This is a genomic window from Stutzerimonas chloritidismutans, from assembly GCF_020783375.1.
GTDB classification, from domain to species: domain Bacteria; phylum Pseudomonadota; class Gammaproteobacteria; order Pseudomonadales; family Pseudomonadaceae; genus Stutzerimonas; species Stutzerimonas kunmingensis.
In genome coordinates this window covers 3782559-3804861 of the sequence record NZ_CP086067.1, presented here as the reverse complement: position 1 = coordinate 3804861, position 22303 = coordinate 3782559, and the positions used below count along the sequence as shown (strand labels likewise).

The window sequence follows — 22303 nt, the reverse complement described above, 5'->3', positions numbered from 1 at the left end:
TCTGTCCCAGTAAAATAAGCGGAAATGCCACATGACTGACCTGAAAACTGCCGCGCTCGAATACCATGCCCAGCCCCGTCCAGGGAAATTGAGCGTCGAGCTGACCAAGCCCACCGCCACTGCTCGTGATCTTTCCCTGGCCTACAGCCCGGGTGTAGCTGAGCCTGTGCGCGAGATCGCTCGCGATGCGGAACTGGCTTACCGCTACACTGGCAAAGGCAACCTGGTGGCTGTTATCTCCGACGGCACCGCTATTCTCGGCTTGGGCAACCTTGGCCCGCTGGCTTCCAAGCCGGTGATGGAAGGCAAGGGCGTGCTGTTCAAGCGTTTCGCTGGCGTCGACGTATTCGACATCGAAGTCGATGCGGAAAGCCCGCAGGCCTTCATTGATACCGTCAAGCGCATCTCGATCACCTTTGGTGGCATCAATCTGGAAGATATCAAGGCGCCGGAGTGCTTCGAGATCGAGCGGGCGCTGATCGAGCAGTGCGATATCCCGGTTTTCCATGACGACCAGCATGGCACCGCCATCGTGACGGCTGCCGGCATGCTCAATGCGCTGGAAATCGCCGGCAAGACTCTCGAGCAGGCCAAGATCGTCTGCCTCGGTGCTGGGGCTGCCGCAACCTCGTGCATGAAGCTGCTGGTCAGCATGGGTGCGAAAATCGAGAACATCTTCATGATCGATCGCAAGGGCGTCATCCACGCCGGCCGTGACGATCTGAACCAGTACAAGGCTGTGTTCGCCCATGAAACCGACAAGCGCACTCTGGACGATGCGCTCGAAGGTGCCGACGTTTTCGTCGGCCTGTCAGGCGCCAACCTGCTGAGTCCGGAAGGTCTCAAGCGCATGGCGGCCAATCCGGTCGTCTTCGCCTGCTCCAATCCTGATCCGGAGATCAGCCCGGAGCTGGCGCATGCGACGCGTTCGGACGTGATCATGGCAACTGGTCGCTCGGACTACCCGAACCAGGTCAACAACGTACTGGGCTTCCCGTTCATCTTCCGTGGTGCGCTGGATGTTCGCGCCAAGCGCATTAACGAGGAGATGAAGATCGCGGCCGCCATTGCGCTGCGCGATCTCGCCAAGTTGCCGGTGCCGGCTGAAGTGGCTGCTGCATACGGTGTGGATAGTCTGGAATTCGGCCGCGAGTACATCATTCCGAAGCCAATGGATCCGCGTTTGATTACGTTGGTGTCTGATGCCGTGGCCAAGGCAGCCATCGAAAGTGGCGTGGCGACATTGCCTTACCCGTCGCATTATCCGCTGCAGTCGGTTAACGACGTTTTCAACGGCTGACCGCGCTGAAAAAACAAACCCCGCCAAGGCGGGGTTTTTTGTTGCTGGCGAAAACCGGTCGATCAGAACAGATCCAGCGGGGCGACTTCATCGGCCGGAAGAGGGCTTCCAGGTGCCTGGGTTCCAGAGTCGAATTCACCCATGGGGGGCGGCGAATCCTCGCTCTTGAAGACCTCGAAATAGGCGTCAGGCGTGCTGGGTGTGGCAGAGCGACCGCTGACCGGATCGATGCGCAGCTTGAGCAGCCCGTCCGGCTCCGCTGGCGGGTGCTCGGGCATGTCCTTTAGCACTGCGCTCATGTAGCTCATCCAGATCGGCAGAGCGACCGTGCCGCCATATTCGTTGCGCCCCAGGCTTTGTGGCTGGTCGAAGCCCGCCCATACCGTGGTTACGATGTCGGCGTTATAGCCGGAGAACCAACTGTCGATGGAGTCGTTGGTGGTGCCGGTTTTGCCTGCGATGTCACCGCGCCCCATGGCCAGCGCACGTCGCCCTGTGCCGCGCTTGATAACGTCCTGCAGCATGCTGGTCATGATGTAGGCGGTACGTTCATCGAGTACCTGCTCGGCAAGGCGTGGTTCGGCGTCGAGTACCTCGCCGTCATTCAGGTCTCTAGTGTCAGGCGCTGCGTAAGCCTCGGCCTCTGTTTCCTCGATCTGGGTATTTCGCGATGGCACGCGTGCCGGGTTGGCCTCGAAGAGCAGCTTGCCTTCACGGTCTTCTATGCGCTGGATCAGGTATGGCTCGATCTTGTACCCACCGTTTGCAAAGGTCGTCCAGCCGGTGGCGATCTCCATAGGTGTAAGCGTCGCCGTACCCAATGCCAGAGATAGGTTGCGCGGCAGGTCCTGCGGATTGAAGCCGAAGCGGCTGATGTAATCAACCGTGTGGTCGATGCCCATTGTCTGCAGCAGGCGAATCGAAACCAGATTCCTCGATTTGTACAGCGCCTCGCGCATGCGGATCGGACCGAGGAACGTATTGTTGTCGTTCTTCGGGCGCCAGATGCGGTCCATGCCCTGTTCGACAAAGACGATGGGGGAATCGTTGACCAGGCTCGCGGCGGTGTAGCCCGCGTCCAGCGCTGCGCTGTAAATGAACGGTTTGAAGCTTGACCCGGGTTGGCGCTTGGCCTGGATGGCGCGGTTGTAGTTGCTCTGGCCAAACGAGAAACCGCCTGCGAGCGCTTCGATCGAACCATCCTGGGGGTCGAGTGAAACCAGTGCCGCCTGCGCCTGCGGCACTTGGCTGAATACGGCTGTTTCATCATCCTGCCAGCGAATGCGGACCACGTCGCCTAGCTTGACCACGTCGGCTGGGCGCTGCGGCCTTGGTCCCATGCTGTTGATGCCGAGGTAGGGACGGGCCCACTTCATGCTGTCCCAAGCGACTGCGTGCTCGTTTCCGTCGCGCGTCAGCACCAGAATCCCGCTGGTCTCTACCTGCGTGACGACGGCCGGCTGCAGCCCGGAAAGGCTTCGGTACTTGGCCAGCTCGCTGGGCCAGCTATCGCGCGGCAGTTCTGCGAGGCGCGCTTCCGGTCCGCGGTAGCCGTGCCGCTGGTCGTATTCAATCAGTCCATTGTCGAGTGCGAGGTTGGCAGCAAGCTGCCGCTCGCTGGACACCGTGGTCTTTACCCGGAAGCCATCCGTGTAGGCGGCGCTGCCGAAGCGGCCCACCATCTCGGCGCGCGCCATCTCCGCGATGTAGGCGGCATCCAGCTCGGGGGCGGCGCCGTGGTACCGAGCGGTCTCAGGTTCGGCGAGTGCTTGCCGATAGCTAGTTTCATCCAGTGAGCCAAGTCTGTGCATGCGGCCCAGGATCCAGTCGCGTCGCTCTTTGCTGCGGGTCGGATTAACCAATGGATTGAATGCAGAAGGTGCCTTCGGCAGGCCGGCGATCATCGCCAGCTGTGCGACGCTAAGCTCCGAAATGGGCTTGCCGTAATACACCTGAGAAGCCGCCTCGATTCCATAGGCACGATTGCCAAGGTAGATCTTGTTGACGTACAGCTCGAGGATTTCGTTCTTGCTGAGCTCTCGCTCTATCTGCAATGCCAGCAGTATCTCGTTGATCTTGCGCGAGAAACTCCGCTCGCTGGTAAGGAAGTAATTCTTTGCCACCTGCATGGTAATGGTGCTGCCGCCGGTCTGAATCTGCCCACTTTTCAATAATTGCGTGGCAGCGCGCATCAGGCCGGTTATGTCGACGCCATAATGATTAGCGAAATTGTCGTCCTCGGCAGCCAGCAGTGCGTGGATGAATTCCTCAGGGATGTCCTCGAAGTGGATCGGTGAGCGTCGCATTTCCCCGAACTCGGCGATCAGCTTGTCATCCGCGCTATAAACCCGCAGCGGAATTTGAAGCTGTATGCTCCGCAGGGAATCGACGGAGGGGAGGTTGGGGCTGAGGTAGAGAAATGCGCCGCTGATGCTGAGCAAGAGTGCGCAAAAGACTGCGAAGCACGACCAGAGAAAAAATTTCAAAAAACGCATCAGGGTTCTTGGAATCCAGGATTTGGGGGAGGAAGACTGCGGCGATGCTGAAAGGGAAAACCGTTCACATTATATGCGGTTTTTTTGCCGGGTAGCCATTTGCGCTTCTGTCAAGGCTGTTATCTAATGTGGATAAACATAATTAATCCGTAACTTGCGGATAAAGATAGGAAATCGGTCGTGCTAGGGCTCTTCACTAAGAAAGCGAACACGCTGCTTGGGATCGATATCAGTTCGACCTCAGTCAAGCTCCTCGAATTAAGTCGATCAGGTAGTCGCTACCGCGTCGAGGCGTATGCTGTCGAGCCGCTCCCGGCAAACGCCGTAGTTGAAAAGAACATCGCCGAGCTCGAGGGCGTCGGCCAGGCATTGCAGCGGGTGGTTGCCAAGGCCAAGACCGGATGCAAGTCTGCGGTAGTGGCTGTTTCAGGTTCCGCGGTAATCACCAAGATCATCGAGATGGATGCTGGTTTGTCCGACGAAGAGCTCGAGAATCAGCTGAAGATCGAGGCGGACCAGTACATTCCCTATCCGCTGGAAGAAGTGGCGATCGACTTCGAAGTCCAGGGGCCGGCTCCTCGCTCTCCTGGCCGAGCAGAAGTCCTGCTCGCCGCTTGCCGCAAGGAAAACGTCGAAATTCGTGAGGCAGCGCTTGCGCTGGCGGGGCTCACTGCCAAGGTGGTTGACGTCGAAGCCTATGCGCTTGAGCGGTCATACGGGCTACTCGCTCCACAGTTGGGTGCGGCGCATGGAGAGCTGACCGTCGCCGTGGTGGATATCGGTGCCACCATGACTACCCTCAGTGTTCTGCATAACGGTCGTACTATTTATACCCGTGAACAGCTTTTTGGCGGGCGTCAGCTGACGGAGGAAATTCAGCGACGCTACGGCCTTTCACAAGAAGAAGCTGGTCTAGCCAAAAAGCAAGGCGGCCTCCCAGACGACTACGACAGTGAGGTTTTGCTTCCGTTCAAAGAGGCAGTTGTGCAGCAGGTTTCTCGCTCGTTGCAGTTCTTCTTTGCGGCAGGACAGTTCCATGATGTCGACTGCATCCTGTTAGCGGGCGGGACGGCATCGATACCTGGGTTGGATCACATGATTCAGCAGAAGATCGGTACTCAGACTCTAGTTGCGAATCCATTCGCCGATATGGCGTTGAGCAGCAAAGTGAATGCTGGAGCGTTGGCTAGCGATGCGCCGGCCTTGATGATTGCTTGTGGCCTGGCGCTGAGGAGCTTCGACTAATGGCGCAAATCAACTTGCTTCCGTGGCGTGAACAGCTGCGTGAAGAACGAAAGCAGCGTTTCCTAGCGTCTCTGGTCGGTGTGCTGGTCATAGCGGCTGGTCTGGTCTTTCTTGGAGATCGTTATTTCCAAGCTGCGATTGAGCAGCAGAGTGCGCGCAACGAGTTTGTCAAAAAGGAAATTGCGGTTCTTGATGCTCGTATTAAAGAAATCAAGGAATTGAAAGAGCGTCGTCAGCAACTACTGGAGCGAATGAAGATCATCCAGGACTTGCAAGGTAATCGACCTATTATCGGGCGAGTTTTTGATCAGCTTGTAAGAACTCTGCCGGATGGAGTGTATTTCACTTCGGTAAAAATGACCGGAAAGAACATTGCGATCATTGGTGCTGCCGAATCGAACAATCGTGTCTCCAACCTTATGCGCAATCTTGATGCCTCTGATTGGCTCGAAGCGCCGAATCTGAACGAGGTGAAAGCCGTCACCGCCGGTGCCGTGGATCAGGAAAATGTGTTCCAGCTGACGGTTCAGCAAACGCAGCCGGTTGCCGCTACGGAAGGAGCAAAGCCATGAGTCTGGCTGAATCGTTAGATAGTTTTCGCAAGATAGACTTCGCTGATCTCGATCTTAATAACCTCGGTTCTTGGCCTGCGCCGGTCAAGTTCATTGCTGGCGTTATGCTTCTCGCAGCGGTGCTTGCTCTAGGTTATTACTTTCATTTGCAGGATATGCAACTGCAATTGGAGCAGCAGCGCGCTCAGGAAGAAACCTTGAAGCAGCAGTTCTCGACCAAAGCGTTCCAGGCCGCCAATTTGGAAGCTTATAAAGCGCAAATGGCCGAGATGGAAACGTCGTTTGGTGCGTTATTGCGGCAACTGCCAAGCGATACCGAGGTCCCTGGGCTTCTGGAAGACATCACTCGAACGGGTCTCGGTAGTGGGCTGGAGTTCGAGGAAATCAAGTTGCAGCCAGAGGTGGCTCAGCAGTTTTATATCGAGTTGCCTATAAATATCAAGGTCGTTGGGGGATATCACGATCTGGCAACTTTCGTGAGTGGTGTGGCAAGCCTTCCGCGTATCGTCACGCTACATGATTTCGAGATCAAGACTGAAAAGAACGAAGCTACATCAAAATTGCGTATGAACATCGTCGCTAAGACTTATCGTTATAACGACAAGGGGCTGCAGAAATGAATCGCGCAAGACTTACTGCGTTGGGCTTAAGTCTGGTTGCGCTGACTGGCTGCGACAGCAGCAACGACTTCGGCGATCTGCAGCAATATATGAATGAGGTCAGGGCGAAGCCGAAAGGGACAATTGAGCCGCTACCGGCATTCATTCCCTACGAAGCCTTTACCTATAGCGCTGCCGCCCTGCGACATCCGTTTCAGCCTCCCGTCAAGCTTGATTTAACCCAGCGGCAAAAGGGCTCAAAAGATATCCAGCCCGATGAGTCGCGAGTTAAGCAGTTTCTTGAGGGGTTCAATATCGAGAACTTCACGATGGTAGGCACGTTAGCCAATGGTGGGGGGCGGTACGCCTTGATCAAGGGCGGCGACGGGGTTCATCGCGTCAAGATTGGTGACTATTTGGGGCGCAACCATGGCCGTATCGTCGAGATCAGCGATGCGGGAGTGGATGTAGTGGAAATCGTACCTGATGGAGAGGGTGGGTGGCTCGAGCGCCCGCGCAGTCTGACCTTGAAAGAGCGCACCTAGCGCGGGGCAAAAGCATGGAAAACCTTTACCGGTCTGCACAACGGAAGCAATTTATGAACACTACCCTTTCACGCCTAGGTATCTCTTTGCTGGCGGCGTTTATTTCTCCAGCCCTGCTGGCGGCCAACCTGAACGCCCTCGATGTCGCTGCGCTGCCTGGCGACCGTGTTGAATTGAAGCTTGCGTTCGACGAACCGGTGGCTACACCGCGTGGTTATACCCTCGATCAGCCTGCGCGGATCGCGCTCGACCTGCCCGGCGTATCCAATAAGCTCGGAGCGAAGAATCGCGAGCTAGGAGTTGGCAATGCGCGGAGCGTGACCGTCGTTGAAGCCCAAGGCCGTACCCGACTGATCGTTAATCTCAATACTCTGGTGCCCTACTCCACTCGCGTAGATGGTAACAATCTCTTTGTGGTACTGGGCGAAAGTTCGGGTGCTGTACGTGCCCCAGCTGTTTCAGCTGCGCCCGTTGCTCCAGTGGCTGCGCCTGCCAAGGCGATGGCTGTAGGTAAGGCGATCGAGAATATCGATTTCCGTCGGGGTGAAGACGGTGCCGGGAACGTCGTTATTACGCTCTCTGACCCATCGGTAGGCTCGACCATTGAGGAGCAGGGCGGAAAGATTCGTGTCCTCTTCGACAAGGCTCAACTGCCAGAGGCGCTGCGTGTTCGTCTTGATGTTCAGGATTTCGCTACGCCCGTGAAATTTGTCGATTCGTCCGCTCAGGCCGGTGGAGCAAGTGTCGCCATCGAGCCGACCGGTCGATACGATTATCTGGCGTACCAGACAGACAACAAACTGACTATCAGCATCAAGCCTCTGACCGAGGATGAAGCCGAGAAGCGCAAGGCTGAGCGCTTTGCTTATTCGGGCGAGAAACTCTCGCTCAACTTTCAGGATATCGACGTTCGTTCCGTACTGCAGCTGATCGCTGACTTCACCGATCTGAACCTGGTGGCGAGCGATACCGTCGCTGGCAACATAACCCTGCGTCTGCAAAACGTGCCTTGGGACCAGGCGCTGGATCTGGTGCTTAAAACCAAAGGGCTGGATAAGCGCCAGGTTGGTAACGTGCTGCTGGTCGCGCCTGCCGACGAGATTGCTGCCCGTGAGCGTCAGGAGCTTGAGTCGCAGCGGCAGATCGCCGAGCTTGCTCCACTTCGTCGCGAGGTCGTTCAGGTCAATTACGCAAAGGCTGCCGATATTGCGCGGCTTTTTCAGTCGGTGACGGGTAGCGATGCCATTACAGCCGATCGAGGTTCGATCGCGGTCGACGATCGTACAAACAACATCATTGCGTATCAAACGCAAGAGCGGCTGGATGAATTGCGCCGCATCGTTGTGCAGCTAGATATTCCTGTGAGGCAGGTAATGATTGAAGCGCGCATCGTCGAGGCTAACGTTGGGTACGACAAAGCGCTTGGAGTTCGGTGGGGCGGCAATTACACCAACGATAATTGGGGGTTCTACGGTAAAGATGGCGCTATTGGTGTTGACGAAGAAACAGGGCGTGCAGGTTTGCCTGGAACCGACAAAGTCGGTAACTTCACCCTGAAGGATGCTTTGGCGCCGGTTCCATTCGTCGACTTGGGTGTGGCGAATAGTACCGCCGGGATCGGGATTGGCTATGTGTCGGACTACGGCATCTTAGATCTGCAGCTGTCTGCAATGGAAAAGACCGGGAATGGGGAGATCGTTTCGCAGCCCAAGGTCGTAACGGCTGATAAGGAAACCGCTAAGATCTTGAAGGGTTCCGAGATACCCTATCAAGAGGCCAGTTCGAGTGGTGCCACCTCTACATCCTTCAAAGAGGCAGCGCTGTCGTTAGAGGTGACGCCGCAAATCACTCCTGACAACCGCATCATCATGGAAGTCAAGGTCACAAAGGACGCCCCTGATTTCGCCAACGCACTGAATGGCGTGCCCCCGATTAACAAGAATGAAGTCAATGCCAAGGTCCTTGTGACGGATGGAGAGACGATAGTCATTGGTGGCGTCTTCTCCAATAGCCAGATCAGCAGTATCGAAAAAGTTCCTTTCCTGGGTGATGTTCCGTTCGTTGGTCGTTTGTTCCGACGAGATATAGTAGAAGATACGAAATCCGAGCTTTTGGTTTTCCTAACGCCTAGAATCCTCAACTATCGAGCGGTCGCCGTAGGGCAATAGTCGTTGCAGAACTTCATTCTCGTAGGCCCGATGGGTGCTGGCAAAAGCACCATCGGGCGTTTGCTTGCCAAAGAGCTTCGTCTCCCATTCAAGGATTCCGATAAGGAGATCGAACAGCGGACCGGTGCCAGCATTCCACTGATCTTTGACGTGGAGGGTGAGGGCGGCTTTCGTGAGCGGGAGCGGGCGGTGATCGCCGATCTCTGCCAGCTCGAGGGAGTGGTGCTGGCCACTGGCGGTGGTGCGGTGTTGCGAGAGGATAATCGGCAGGCCCTTCGTGCGGGTGGGCAAGTCGTCTATCTTTGCACGTCGGTCGACCAGCAGCTCGAACGCACCGCCCGCGACCGCAACCGGCCGCTATTGCAGGCTAGTGATCCCCGCAGCGTTCTGTCCGCCCTCATGGCCATTCGCGATCCGCTATATCGCTCGATAGCGGACGTCATCATCGAAACCGACGAACGTCCGCCGCGGATGGTTGTGACGGAAATTCTCGACCGGCTCGCGTCTTTACCGCCTCGTGAAAGCCGGGATGAATCTGCGCTATCCTAGACCCCTTTATTGTTGGGGGCCCCATGCAGACTCTTCAGGTCGATCTCGGTGAGCGTAGCTATCCCATTCATATTGGCGAGCGGTTGATTGATCGCGCCGAGCTGTTTTCCGACAGGATCCGCGGGCGGCAGGTGGCCGTTGTCACCAATGAAACTGTTGCGCCCCTGTATCTCGATCGACTGACTCAGACCCTTTCCGACTACACCGTTACTCCGGTGATTCTTCCCGACGGGGAGGAACACAAGAATTGGCAAACCCTGCAGCTCATCTTCGACGCTCTGCTCGGAGCTAGGCACGATCGCAATACCACGGTCATTGCGCTGGGTGGCGGCGTCATTGGCGATATGGCGGGCTATGCAGCTGCCAGCTATCAGCGTGGCGTGGACTTCATTCAGGTTCCCACCACGCTATTGTCGCAAGTGGACTCCTCGGTTGGCGGCAAGACCGGTATCAATCACCCTCTAGGCAAAAACATGATCGGGGCGTTCTATCAGCCCCGAGCGGTCATCATTGACACCGCGACCTTGAAGACATTGCCGCCTCGTGAGCTTTCTGCGGGGCTGGCTGAGGTGATCAAGTATGGGCTTATCTGCGACGAGCCCTTCCTTGGCTGGCTTGAGGCAAATGTTGATCGACTTCGAGCGCTTGATCCTGTGGTGCTGACGGAGGCGATCCATCGCTCCTGCGCTGCAAAGGCCAAGGTGGTGAACGCTGATGAGCGCGAGTCCGGCGTGCGCGCGATTCTCAATCTAGGTCACACATTTGGCCACGCGATAGAAACACATATGGGCTATGGCGTCTGGTTGCATGGTGAGGCCGTGGCGGCGGGAACCGTGATGGCGTTGGAGATGTCTTGTCAGCTGGGCTGGATCACGCGGATGGAGCGTGACCGGGCCATCAGGTTGCTGCAGCGCGCGGCGCTTCCGGTCGTGCCCCCCGCGCAGATGAAGCCGCAGGACTTTCTCGAGCACATGGCCGTCGACAAGAAGGTTCTGGACGGTCGGCTGCGCCTCGTTTTGCTGCGGCGAATGGGCGAGGCTGTTGTGACCGGGGACTTCCCTCGCGACGTGCTGGAAACCACCTTGAGCGCCAGTTACGGTGCAATGACGGAACACCTTGGAGCATAAGAAAATTTCCATGACCAGTTTGTCTGCGGACGACGCGTTTCTGAATCACTATGGCTTCAGCCATGACCCGTTTGCTGCCCGCGTTCCGGGCTTCAAGTTCTTTCCCGCGCAGCGCAAGCCGGTGCTTGGGCAGCTTCATCATCTGGCACGCTACAGCCAGCTGCTGCTGCTGGTTACCGGGCCGGAGGGAAGTGGCAAAACCTTGTTGCGTCAGGCACTGGTTGCCAGTAGCAACAAGCAGGCGGTTCAGAGCGTAGTCATTACCCCTCAGGCTACGATGGATGCGAGCGCGCTGTTGGCACAGATCGCTCAAGCACTGAACAGCCAGGAGGCCGATTTCGACGGCGTGATGGCTCAGGTCATCCAGCTGGCGTTGACAGGTCAGGAAGTCTATCTATTGGTAGACGACGCTGAGCTGTTGACGGGTGCTGCGGTGGAAACCCTTCTGCGTCTGGCTGCGGGCACCCCTGAGGCCAGGCCGCATGTGTTCCTGTTCGGTGAGTCTGCGCTTGGCGGGCGGCTCGAGGCCTTGAGTGATGGCGAGGAGCGCTACCATGCCATCGCGCTGCAGCCGTATGAAGAGGACGAAACCAGGGAGTACCTGGCATTGCGGCTGGAGGGCGCCGGTAGCGGCCTAGAGTGTCTGAGCGAAGAGCAGATTGGTCGTATCCATGAGCAGTCTGGTGGTTGGCCGGGGGCGATCAATCAGTTGGCCCGAGACGAGCTCATCGCCGCGATGCAGAGCAAGCGCGGGCGGCGGAAATCGGGCGGTATCGGATTTCCGCTACCCAAAAAACATTTGGTTGCTGTAGTCGCAGTCCTTGTTCTTATAGCGGTCGGCTTTCTTTTCTTGCGTGGCGGCGATTCCGAGCGCCCTTCGGCCCCCGAAGTGACCTCCCTGCCGCTCGATGGTTCGTCTGCCTCGGGGCCGTCTGATGAGACCGGGGAGCAGGACCCGGCTGCCATCGAGTTCGATGGACAAGAGCGGCCGTTGTCCCTGCCACTGGGTGGCGACGCACAGCCGGTGGTGCGCGAGCCGCTGGCGGCCGCTGCTGGTGGCGAGAGCGAGGACGAGAATGGCGGGCCCACCGCGAATGCCGCAGTCCCTACAATTCCTGCACCAGCACCAGCACCAGCACCAGCACCAGCACCAGCACCAGCACCAGCACCAGCACCAGCACCAGCACCGAGCGAGCGTGTTCAGCCCGCACCCGCTCCGCAAGTTGCTGCTCCGGCTCCGGCTCCCGCTCCGGCGCCTGCGTCACCCCAGGTGCGGCCGAATGCCGCAGAGCGTGCGCCTGCTGCAGCAACTGCCTCGGGTTCAACCAATAGCTCTTGGTATGCGAGCCAGCCGGGAAGCAATTATCTGGTTCAGATCCTGGGGACCCGTGTCGAGAAGAACGCTCAAGCAATCGTCCAGCAGCATGGCGGTAACTACCGATACTTCGCCAAAGTGCATGAAGGCAAGCCGCTCTACGTCGTGACTTACGGCAACTTCGCGAATCGTGCTGCTGCTGTCGCGGCGGTCAAGACGCTGCCCGTCTCGTTGCAGGCTGGCAAGCCGTGGGTACGAAATTTGGCAAGCGTGCAACAGGAAATCAAACAGGCTCGATAGAAAAATGCCCCAAAAAAGTGCGCAATGCACCTTTTTGGGGCTTGCAAAAATAAATTGTGTCGCTCTAGCTGGCTTTGTAAACTGCTCCCCCTTTTGCCCACGTGAATGACGGGGTGAGTCTCTGCCCGTCAATAAGGGGTTGATTTACAACGCATTTAGCTGGTGGAGTGCCTATGAGAGCAGGTCTTTTTCGTCCTGAAGAGTTCAAGGATAACTGCGGCTTCGGTCTGATTGCCCACATGCAGGGCGAGGCTAGCCATCACCTGCTAAAGACTGCCATTCAGTCCCTGACCTGCATGACTCACCGCGGTGGCATCAACGCTGACGGCAAAACCGGTGACGGTTGCGGTCTGCTGATGCAGAAGCCCGACGCATTTCTGCGTGCCCAGGCTCTGGAGCATTTCAACGCCGAGCTGCCTGCGCAGTATGCCGTCGGGATGATCTTTCTGGATCAGGACGACAGCAAGGCGGACCAGGCCCGCGCTCGTCTCAGTGAAGAGATTATTGCCCAAGGTCTGACGCTGGTCGGCTGGCGTGAAGTGCCGGTCGATACCAGCGTGCTGGGCCAGCTTGCTCTTGAGCGTCTGCCGCGGATCGAGCAGGTCTTTGTCTCCGGCGATGGCTTGGACGAACGCGAGTTCGGCATCAAGCTGTTCTTCGCACGCCGCCGCGCCGAAGTCGCGCTCGCCGACGACAGCGCCTTCTACGTTTGCAGCCTCTCCGACAAGGACATCATCTACAAGGGCCTGATGATGCCCGCCGACCTGGCGCAGTTTTATCCTGACCTGGGCGATGAGCGTCTCGCCACTGCGATCTGCGTATTCCACCAGCGTTTCTCCACCAACACCATGCCGCAATGGCGCCTGGCTCAGCCGTTCCGTTTCCTCGCGCACAACGGTGAGATCAATACCATCACCGGCAACCGTAACTGGGCGCAGGCACGTCGCCTGAAGTTCGCCAACGAGCTGCTGCCCGACCTGGAAAGCCTGTCGCCACTGATCAATCGCACCGGCTCGGACTCTTCCAGCATGGACAATATGCTTGAGCTCTTGGTCACCGGCGGAATGGATCTGTTCCGTGGCCTGCGTATGATCATTCCCCCGGCGTGGCAGAACGTCGAGACCATGGACCCCGATCTGCGGGCGTTCTATGAATTCAACTCCATGCACATGGAACCCTGGGATGGCCCGGCTGGCGTGGTGCTGACCGACGGTCGCCATGCAGTCTGCCTGCTCGACCGCAACGGCCTGCGCCCGGCGCGCTGGGTGACCACCAAGAACGGCTACATTACCCTCGCCTCCGAAGTTGGCGTCTGGGATTACAAGCCGGAAGACGTCCTGGCCAAGGGCCGCGTCGGGCCGGGGCAGATCCTCGCCGTGGACACCCACACCGGCAAGGTGCTGCACACCGACGACATCGACAATCGCCTCAAGGCACAGCAGCCCTACAAGAAGTGGCTGCGGCAGAACGCCCTGCGCATCCAGTCGACCCTGGACGACAACGACCATGGTTCGGCCTTCTACGATGCCGACCAGCTCAAGCAGTACATGAAGATGTACCAGGTCACCTTCGAGGAGCGCGACCAGGTACTGCGTCCGTTGGCCGAGCAAGGCCAGGAAGCGGTCGGCTCGATGGGTGACGATACGCCCATGGCGGTCCTGTCGCGTCGTGTGCGCTCGCCCTACGACTACTTCCGCCAACAGTTCGCGCAGGTCACCAATCCGCCTATCGACCCGCTGCGCGAAGCCATCGTCATGTCGCTGGAAACCTGCCTGGGTGCCGAGCGCAATGTCTTCGAGGAAACCGCCGAGCACGCCAACCGCGCGATTCTGACCACTCCGGTGATCTCGCCGGCGAAGTGGCGGACGATCATGAACCTGGAGCGTCCGGGATTCGAGCGTCTGGTCATCGACCTGAACTACGACGAGGCCGTCGGCCTCGAGGCGGCGATTCGCAATATTGCCGATCAGGCCGAGGAAGCCGTACGTGGCGGCAAGGTCCTGCTGGTACTCAGCGATCGTCATATCGCACCAGGCAAGCTGCCGGTGCATGCTTCGCTGGCCGTGGGCGCGGTTCACCATCGTCTGGTGGAAACCGGCCTGCGCTGCAGCTGCAACATCTTGGTCGAAACCGCCACCGCCCGTGATCCGCACCATTTCGCGGTACTGATCGGCTTCGGCGCGACTGCGGTCTACCCGTTCCTTGCTTTCGAAGTGCTGGGCGACCTGATCCGCACTGGCGAAGTGCTGGGCGACCTCTATGAGGTGTTCAAGCACTATCGCAAGGGCATCTCCAAGGGGCTGATGAAGATCATCTCCAAGATGGGCATCTCGACCATCGCCTCCTACCGCGGCGCGCAGCTGTTCGAAGCTGTTGGCTTGGCTGAAGAAGTCGTGGACCTCAGCTTCCGCGGCGTGGCCAGCCGTATCAAGGGCGCGCGCTTCGAGGATCTGGAGGCCGAGCAGAAGGCCCTCGCCGCCGAAGCCTGGAGCAGCCGCAAGCCGATCCAGCAGGGTGGCCTGCTGAAGTTCGTCTACGGTGGCGAATACCATGCGTACAACCCGGATGTAGTCAGCGCGCTGCAGGTGGCGGTGCAGAGCGGCGATTACAGCCGCTTCAAGGAATACACCGCGTTGGTCGACCAGCGTCCGGTGGCCATGCTCCGCGACTTGCTCAAGGTCAAGGTGGCTGAGCAGCCGCTGGCGTTGGAAGAGGTCGAGCCGCTTGAGGCGATTCTCAAGCGGTTTGATTCCGCTGGTATTTCGCTGGGCGCCCTGTCGCCGGAAGCCCACGAAGCCATCGCCGCGGCGATGAACCGCATTGGCGCGCGCTCGAACTCAGGTGAGGGCGGTGAAGACCCGGCTCGCTACGGCACCGAGCGCAGCTCGAAGATCAAGCAGGTAGCGACCGGTCGCTTCGGTGTTACGCCGGAATACCTGGTCAACGCCGAAGTGCTGCAGATCAAGGTCGCCCAGGGCGCCAAGCCCGGTGAAGGCGGCCAGTTGCCTGGTGGCAAGGTCAATGGCCTGATCGCGCGGCTGCGCTATGCAGTACCGGGCGTCACCTTGATCTCCCCGCCGCCACACCACGACATCTACTCCATCGAGGATCTGGCCCAGCTGATCTTCGACCTCAAGCAGGTCAACCCGCAGGCGCTGGTGTCGGTCAAACTGGTGGCCGAGCCGGGCGTGGGTACCATCGCCGCCGGTGTGGCCAAGGCCTATGCCGACCTCATCACCATCTCCGGCTACGACGGTGGCACCGGCGCTTCGCCGCTGACCTCCATTCGCTATGCTGGCTCGCCGTGGGAGCTCGGCCTGGCCGAAACCCACCAGACCCTGCGCGGCAACGACCTGCGCGGCAAGGTCCGGGTGCAGACCGATGGCGGCCTGAAGACTGGCCTCGACGTGATCAAGGCCGCGATCCTCGGCGCTGAAAGCTTTGGCTTCGGTACTGCGCCGATGATCGCGCTGGGCTGCAAGTACCTGCGCATCTGCCACCTGAACAACTGCGCCACCGGCGTTGCCACGCAGAATGAGCAGCTGCGCAAGGATCACTTCATCGGCACCGTCGACATGGTGGTCAACTTCTTCCAGTTCGTCGCCGAAGAAACCCGCGAGTGGCTGGCCAAGCTGGGCGTGCGTAGCCTGGGCGAGCTGATCGGGCGTACCGATCTGCTCGAAGTGCTGCCGGGTGAAACGGCCAAGCAGAACAACCTGGATCTGTCGCCCCTGCTCGGCAGCAGCAACATCGCCGCCGACAAGCCGCAATTCTGCTTGGTCGAGAAGAACCCGCCGTTCGACCAGGGCCTGCTGGCCGAAGAAATGGTCAAGCTGGCCAAAGGCGCCATCGATGCCAAGAGCGGTGGCGAGTTCGAGCTGGAAATCTGTAACTGCGACCGCTCCATTGGTGCCCGTGTCTCCGGCGAGATCGCTCGCCAGCATGGCAACCAGGGCATGGCCGGTGCGCCGATCACCTTCCGCTTCAAGGGCACTGCCGGCCAGAGCTTCGGCGTCTGGAACGCCGGTGGCCTCAATCTCTATCTGGAAGGCGATGCCAACGATTACGTCGGCAAGGGCATGACCGGCGGCAAGCTGGTGGTCACGCCGCCGCAGGGTGCCAGCTATCGGTCCCAGGATTCGGCGATCATCGGCAACACCTGTCTTTACGGCGCTACCGGCGGCAAGCTGTTTGCTGCAGGTACCGCGGGTGAGCGTTTCGCGGTGCGCAACTCTGGCGCCCACGCAGTTGTCGAGGGTACTGGCGACCATTGCTGCGAGTACATGACCGGAGGCTTCGTCTGCGTGCTTGGCAAGACCGGACACAACTTTGGCTCGGGCATGACCGGTGGTTTCGCCTATGTGCTGGACATGGACAACAGTTTCGTGGACCGGGTGAACAACGAGCTGGTCAACCTGCAGCGCATCACCGGCGAGGCGATGGAAGCCTATCGCAGCCATCTGCAGGACGTGCTGCGCGAATACGTTGCTGAAACCGCGAGTGAGTGGGGGGCTGAGCTGCTGGATAATCTCGACGACTACCTGCGTCGGTTCTGGCTGGTCAAGCCCAAGGCGGCCAACCTGGCTTCGCTGCTGTCGAGCACCCGGGCCAACCCGCAATAACAATAAGCCGCTTCAGGCAGCGGCCCCAGCCAACGCGGGGCCGCTGCTCACCCTGATTGTCTTGCAGCCGTATGTATTGCCTACGGTTGCTGTTGAGAGGTTTTGAAATGACTGAACGTCTGAATAACGACTTCCAGTTCATCGAGGTCGGGCGCAAGGATCCGAAGAAGAAGCTGCTGCGCCAGCGCAAGAAGGAGTTCGTCGAGATCTACGAGCCCTTCAAGCCGCAGCAGGCCTGCGAACAGGCCCACCGCTGCCTGGGTTGCGGCAACCCCTATTGCGAGTGGAAGTGCCCGGTCCACAACTACATTCCCAACTGGCTCAAGCTGGTCTCCGAGGGCAACATCCTCGCGGCCGCCGAACTGGCGCACCAGACCAACACCCTTCCAGAAGTCTGCGGTCGCGTCTGCCCGCAGGATCGTCTCTGCGAGGGCGCCTGCACCCTGAATGATGGCTTTGGTGCGGTGACCATCGGCTCGGTGGAGAAGTACATCGCCGATACCGCCTTCGCCATGGGCTGGCGGCCCGACATGTCCAAGGTCAAGCCGACCGGCAAGAAAGTCGCGATCATCGGTGCCGGCCCGGCAGGGCTGGGCTGTGCCGATATTCTCGTGCGCAACGGCGTAACCCCAGTGGTGTTCGACAAGAACCCCGAGATCGGCGGTCTGCTGACCTTCGGCATTCCCGAGTTCAAGCTGGAGAAGACCGTACTCAGCCGTCGTCGCGAAATCTTCGGCGGCATGGGCATCGAATTCCGTCTTAACACCGAGGTAGGCAAGGACATCACCATCGACCAGCTGCTGGCCGATTACGATGCCGTGTTCATGGGCATGGGCACCTACACCTACATGAAGGGCGGCTTCCCCGGTGAGGACCTGCCGGGCGTGTACGACGCGCTGGATTTCCTCATCGCCAACGTCAACCGCAACCTCGGCTTCGAGAAGTCTGCCGAAGACTTCATCGACATGAAGGGCAAGAAGGTCGTGGTGCTGGGCGGCGGTGATACCGCGATGGACTGCAACCGCACCTCCATTCGCCAAGGTGCGAAGAGCGTGACCTGCGCCTACCGTCGTGATGCGGCGAACATGCCGGGCTCGCGCCGCGAAGTGAAGAACGCCAAGGAAGAGGGCGTGAAGTTCCTCTTCAACCGCCAACCCATCGCCATCGTCGGCGAAGGTAAGGTTGAGGGTGTAAAGGTGGTCGAGACACGTCTCGGCGCACCAGACGCCCGCGGTCGCCGCAGCCCGGAGCCGATTCCCGGTTCCGAGCAGGTGCTGCCGGCCGATGCCGTGGTCATCGCCTTTGGCTTCCGTCCGAGCCCGGCACCGTGGTTCGAAGCCCAGGGCATCCAGATCGACAACCAGGGCCGCGTCGTGGCACCCGAGGTGGGTCAGTTCAAGCACCAGACCAGCAACCCGAAGATCTTCGCCGGCGGCGACATGGTCCGCGGCTCCGACCTGGTGGTGACGGCGATCTTCGAAGGTCGTCAGGCTGCCGAAGGCATCATGGATTATCTCGGCGTCTGATCGGGCGTTGCCGGGCATCGAAGGGCGCCCGAGTGGCCTGATTTGAATCAAGCCCATAGCTAAATGGCACGGCGCTCGCCGTGCCTTTTTTTTTCTGCTTTGCGACAATGCACGGCACTTTTACGCTGGAACCCTGCCATGACCGTCTTGAAGAACGACCGCTTCCTTCGTGCCCTGCTCAAGCAGCCTGTCGACGTCACCCCGGTGTGGATGATGCGCCAGGCCGGCCGCTATCTGCCCGAGTACCGGGCCAGCCGCGCCAAGGCCGGTGACTTCATGAGCCTGTGCATGAATCCCGAACTCGCTTGCGAGGTGACGCTGCAGCCGCTGGATCGCTATCCGCTGGATGCCGCGATCCTCTTCTCCGACATCCTCACCGTGCCGGACGCCATGGGTTTGGGTCTGTACTTCGAGACCGGCGAGGGGCCGCGCTTCAAGAAGGTGGTGAGCACCGTTGCGGACATCGAGGCGCTGCCGATTCCCGATCCGGAGAAGGACCTGGGCTATGTGATGGACGCAGTGCGTACCATTCGCCGCGAGCTCAATGGCCGCGTGCCGCTGATCGGGTTCTCCGGCAGCCCCTGGACCCTGGCGACCTACATGGTCGAGGGCGGCTCGTCGAAGGATTTCCGCAAGTCCAAGGCGATGCTCTACGAAAACCCGCAGGCGATGCACGCCCTGCTGGACAAGCTGGCGCAGTCGGTCACCAGCTACCTCAATGGCCAGATCCTCGCCGGTGCCCAGGCGGTGCAGATCTTCGATTCCTGGGGTGGCAGCCTGTCGGCCGCGGCCTATCAGGAGTTCTCCCTGGCCTACATGCGCAAGATCGTCAATGGCCTGATTCGCGAACATGACGGCCGCCGCGTGCCGGTCATCATGTTCACCAAGGGCGGCGGCCTCTGGCTGGAATCGATGGCCGACTCGGGCGTCGAAGCGCTGGGGCTGGACTGGACCTGCGATATCGGCGAGGCACGCCGCCGCGTCGGCGGCAAGGTCGCACTGCAGGGCAACATGGACCCGAGCGTGCTCTATGCCAAGCCCGATGCCATCCGCGCGGAGGTGGCGCGCATTCTGGCCAGTTTCGGCCATGGCGAAGGCCACGTGTTCAACCTGGGCCACGGCATCACGCCGGAAGTCGATCCCGCTCATGCCGGCGCCTTCATCGAGTCGGTCCACGAGCTGTCGGCGCAGTACCACGGCTGATTTGCCAGCGGCTCCAGGAAAACGCCCCGCATTTGCGGGGCGTTTTGCTTTACCGGCTCAGTGAGCCGCTTGCGGCTCCGGCAGTGGGCGCAGGCGCGCCAGGTGCAGGGCTACAGCGAGGGCGATCAGCAACAGCGAGGCGATGAACAGACCTACGCCGTCCCAGCCGGCAGCGTGCCAGAAGACCCCGCCCAGCGTGCCGGCGATGCTCGAGCCGAGGTAGTAGCTGAACAGATAGAGCGACGACGCCTGGCCGCGAGCCTGTTGCGCGCGGCGGCCGATCCAGCTGCTGGCCACCGAATGGGCGCCAAAGAAACCGAAGGTGAACAGCAGCATGCCCAGCAGTACCAGCGGCAGTCGGTCGAACAGGGTCAGGGCCACGCCTGCCAGCATCAGAGCGATCACCAGCCAGAACACCCGGCGACGGCCGAAGCGATCGGCGAGCGCCCCCACTTGTGCCGAACTGTAGATGCCCGACAGATAGAGCACCGCCAGCAGGCCGATCATGGTCTGGCTGAGGTGGAACGGCTCGGCAATCAGCCGATAGCCGATGTAGTTGTACAGCGTGACGAAGCTGCCCATCAGCAGGAACCCCTGCAGGAACAGCCACGGCAGGACGGCATCGCGAAAATGCAGCGTGTAGCCCTGCAGCAAGCCGCGTAGGCGCAACGGGCGTGGGTGGAAGTGCCGCGACTCCGGCAGGAAGCGCCAGAGCAACAGCGCCGCCAGTAGCGCCAGACCGCCCATCACTCCGAGCACGCTGTGCCACGACAGGTAGTCCACCAGCACGCCGCTCAGCAAGCGTCCGCTCATGCCGCCGATGGCATTGCCGCCGATATACAGCCCCATCGCCAGGCCGAGGTGGTGCGGGTGGATCTCTTCGCTCAAGTAGGTCATGGCCACCGCAGCCACCCCGCTGAGCGCCAAGCCGACCAGCGCGCGCATCAGCAGTACGCCTTCCCAGCTGGGTGCGAGTGCACTGCCGACGGTGAACATGGCGGCAGCGAGCAGGGAGACGACCAGCACCTGCTTGCGGCCGATGGCATCGGAGATCGGTCCGGTGATCAGCAATCCGACGGCCAGTGTCAGGGTCGAGAGCGAAAGGATCAGGCTGCTCTGCGCTGCGTTGATGCCGAACGCCTGCGACAGCATGGGCATCATCGGCTGCACGCAGTACAGCAGGGCGAAGGTGGCGAAGCCGCCAGCGAACAGGGCCAGGGCAGTGCGCGCGAAGCGCTGCGTGCCTTTCTCGGTATGGCTGATGGGCGCGCCAGGCGCGGGTATCACTGCTGACGCGCCACTGGCGCCGTGCGTACTGCTCACGATGGAGACCTCTGTCCGATTCGCTTTTTCCGGCCAAAAGCGGCCCGTTACGCCTGTGATCATTTTTTCGATCGGCGGGCGCGATTGCTGTTGTTCGGGTTTATGGGCGAAATGATAGGAAGCTTTGTTTAAGCTATCCAATATATTATTCGACCTTATTGATATTTTTTACGAATCGTTTGGAGCGCACGTGGAACTGAGACATCTACGCTATTTCGTGGCGGTGGCCGAAGAGCTGCACTTCGGTCGAGCAGCCGAACTGCTGCGCATCTCTCAGCCGCCGCTTAGCCAGCAGATCCAGGCCCTTGAACAGGAACTGGGCGTGCGCCTGTTCGATCGCACCAACCGCCGGGTGTCGCTGACCGACGCGGGGCGGCTGTTTCTCGACGAGACCCGGCGCACGCTGGCTCAGGTGGACAAGTCGGTCGATGTGGTGCGGCGTGCCGAGCAGGGTGAGATCGGCGAGTTGCAGGTCGGCTTCACCTCGTCAGCGCCCTTTACGTCGATTCTGCCGCGGGCGATTCTGGCCTTTCGCCAGGCCTTCCCGGCGGTGCACCTCGCGCTGCAGGAGATGACCAGCAAGCAGGTGATCGACGCGGTGCAGGACGAGACGCTGCAGGTCGGCATGATCCGTCCCTTTGCCTTGCCGCCGGGCCTGCAGACCGTCGAGCTGTTCAGCGAGCCACTGGTAGCGCTGATGCATACGGGGCATTCGCTTGCCGAAGCAGGGGAGGAGGGCCTGGCTCTGGCGGAGCTGGCCGACGAGCCCTTCGTGTTCTTTCCGCGCAGCTACGGCACCGGGCTCTACGATCAGTTGCTCAATCTGGCGCGACAGGCGGGATTCAGCCCGCGCATCGCGCAGGAAGCGAACGAGGCTCTGACAATTATCGGACTGGTCGCGGCGGGATTGGGCGTGTCGGTGCTGCCGGCATCCTTTCGCCGTATCCGTATCGACGGAGTGCGCTTCCGCACCCTGTCGGATCAGGACGCCACCACAGCTGTGTGGCTGGTCAAGCGCCGCCAGGAGCAGTCGCCGCTGGCGCAGGCCTTCATGGATCTGGTGACGCGCGAGGCATTGAGGCAGCGCTGACGCCGCACCCGCAATAGTGGTTCAGGGCTGCTTGTAATGAGCGGGCGTTTCGCCCTTGTCCTGTTTCGGGACACGGGTCACGCGGATATCGGTGATGCCCATGACTTCGGCCTGCTCCAGCAGCCGCGCCTCGTCGGCGTCGGCCTTCGGCATCACCAGGCTGTTCTCGGCATCGGCATTGTGCAATTGGATGAGATGGCGCGCGGCTTCACCCTGGGACAGGCTGTCGACATCCGCGTCGTAGGTCTCGGCGCGTGGGTCGTTCTGGTAGATGTAGTTGATTTCGAAGGTGTGCGAAGACTTGCCGAACATGAGGCGCTCCAG

Annotated in this window: 16 protein-coding genes; 13 read left to right on the top strand and 3 right to left on the bottom strand. The window is 60.0% G+C overall.

The features are described from left to right. The first annotated feature begins 31 nt into the window (after positions 1–31). Entirely contained in the window at positions 32–1300 is a 1269-nt protein-coding gene (locus tag LLJ08_RS17855) for a malic enzyme-like NAD(P)-binding protein (protein WP_014821724.1), read from the top strand. A gap of 62 nt (positions 1301–1362) precedes the next feature. On the opposite strand, the gene LLJ08_RS17850 is transcribed toward LLJ08_RS17855, so the two are convergent. Continuing rightward, on the bottom strand, positions 1363–3795 hold the full coding sequence (locus LLJ08_RS17850) for a penicillin-binding protein 1A (RefSeq protein WP_228207595.1): 2433 nt from the start codon (positions 3793–3795) through the stop codon (positions 1363–1365). Positions 3796–3975: 180 nt separating this feature from the next. Here LLJ08_RS17850 and LLJ08_RS17845 point away from each other — a divergent pair, with 180 nt between their 5' ends. From LLJ08_RS17845 to hemE, 11 genes are all read left to right on the top strand, one after another. Then, positions 3976–5040, top strand: a complete 1065-nt coding sequence (locus LLJ08_RS17845; RefSeq protein ID WP_023446117.1) for a pilus assembly protein PilM — start codon at positions 3976–3978, stop codon at positions 5038–5040. Beyond that, on the top strand, positions 5040–5612 hold the full coding sequence (pilN, locus tag LLJ08_RS17840) for a type 4a pilus biogenesis protein PilN (RefSeq protein WP_014821721.1): 573 nt from the start codon (positions 5040–5042) through the stop codon (positions 5610–5612). The genes LLJ08_RS17845 and pilN overlap by 1 nt, the downstream gene beginning before the upstream one ends. After that, on the top strand, positions 5609–6232 hold the full coding sequence (pilO, locus tag LLJ08_RS17835; protein ID WP_003301043.1) for a type 4a pilus biogenesis protein PilO: 624 nt from the start codon (positions 5609–5611) through the stop codon (positions 6230–6232). The genes pilN and pilO overlap by 4 nt, the downstream gene beginning before the upstream one ends. Next, positions 6229–6756, top strand: coding sequence for a type 4a pilus biogenesis lipoprotein PilP (gene pilP / locus LLJ08_RS17830; protein ID WP_228207594.1), 528 nt, complete (start codon positions 6229–6231; stop codon positions 6754–6756). Before pilO ends, pilP begins: the two co-directional genes overlap by 4 nt. Positions 6757–6809: 53 nt before the next feature. After that, positions 6810–8924: a type IV pilus secretin PilQ gene (locus LLJ08_RS17825; RefSeq protein WP_228207593.1), complete on the top strand. Its 2115-nt coding sequence runs from the start codon at positions 6810–6812 to the stop codon at positions 8922–8924. Between the two features lie 3 nt (positions 8925–8927). Beyond that, a complete protein-coding gene (gene aroK, locus LLJ08_RS17820; protein ID WP_014821719.1) occupies positions 8928–9473 on the top strand; it encodes a shikimate kinase AroK in 546 nt (181 codons plus the stop codon). A gap of 23 nt (positions 9474–9496) precedes the next feature. Then, positions 9497–10600: a 3-dehydroquinate synthase gene (aroB, locus tag LLJ08_RS17815; protein ID WP_228207592.1), complete on the top strand. Its 1104-nt coding sequence runs from the start codon at positions 9497–9499 to the stop codon at positions 10598–10600. A 10-nt stretch (positions 10601–10610) separates the two neighbouring features. Then, positions 10611–12215 (top strand): AAA family ATPase, encoded by a 1605-nt coding sequence (locus tag LLJ08_RS17810; RefSeq protein ID WP_228207591.1) that lies wholly within the window; start codon positions 10611–10613, stop codon positions 12213–12215. Between the two features lie 173 nt (positions 12216–12388). Further along, positions 12389–16837 carry a glutamate synthase large subunit gene (gene gltB, locus LLJ08_RS17805; protein ID WP_228207590.1) on the top strand — a complete coding sequence of 1483 codons (4449 nt, stop codon included), beginning with the start codon at positions 12389–12391 and terminating at the stop codon, positions 16835–16837. Positions 16838–16944: 107 nt separating this feature from the next. Next, complete coding sequence (locus LLJ08_RS17800; protein ID WP_003283491.1) at positions 16945–18363, top strand: FAD-dependent oxidoreductase; 1419 nt, start codon at positions 16945–16947, stop codon at positions 18361–18363. A 138-nt stretch (positions 18364–18501) separates the two neighbouring features. After that, positions 18502–19566 carry a uroporphyrinogen decarboxylase gene (gene hemE / locus LLJ08_RS17795; RefSeq protein ID WP_228207589.1) on the top strand — a complete coding sequence of 355 codons (1065 nt, stop codon included), beginning with the start codon at positions 18502–18504 and terminating at the stop codon, positions 19564–19566. A 57-nt stretch (positions 19567–19623) separates the two neighbouring features. Here the strand turns inward: hemE and LLJ08_RS17790 are convergent, their stop codons facing one another. After that, the gene (locus LLJ08_RS17790) at positions 19624–20889 is read right to left on the bottom strand and encodes an MFS transporter (RefSeq protein ID WP_228207588.1); all 1266 of its coding nucleotides are present in this window, start codon (positions 20887–20889) and stop codon (positions 19624–19626) included. A 190-nt stretch (positions 20890–21079) separates the two neighbouring features. Between LLJ08_RS17790 and LLJ08_RS17785 the strand changes: the two genes are divergently transcribed. Then, complete coding sequence (locus LLJ08_RS17785; protein ID WP_125896745.1) at positions 21080–21979, top strand: LysR family transcriptional regulator; 900 nt, start codon at positions 21080–21082, stop codon at positions 21977–21979. A gap of 21 nt (positions 21980–22000) precedes the next feature. On the opposite strand, the gene LLJ08_RS17780 is transcribed toward LLJ08_RS17785, so the two are convergent. Beyond that, on the bottom strand, positions 22001–22291 hold the full coding sequence (locus LLJ08_RS17780; RefSeq protein ID WP_023446022.1) for a hypothetical protein: 291 nt from the start codon (positions 22289–22291) through the stop codon (positions 22001–22003). Positions 22292–22303: the final 12 nt, after the last annotated feature.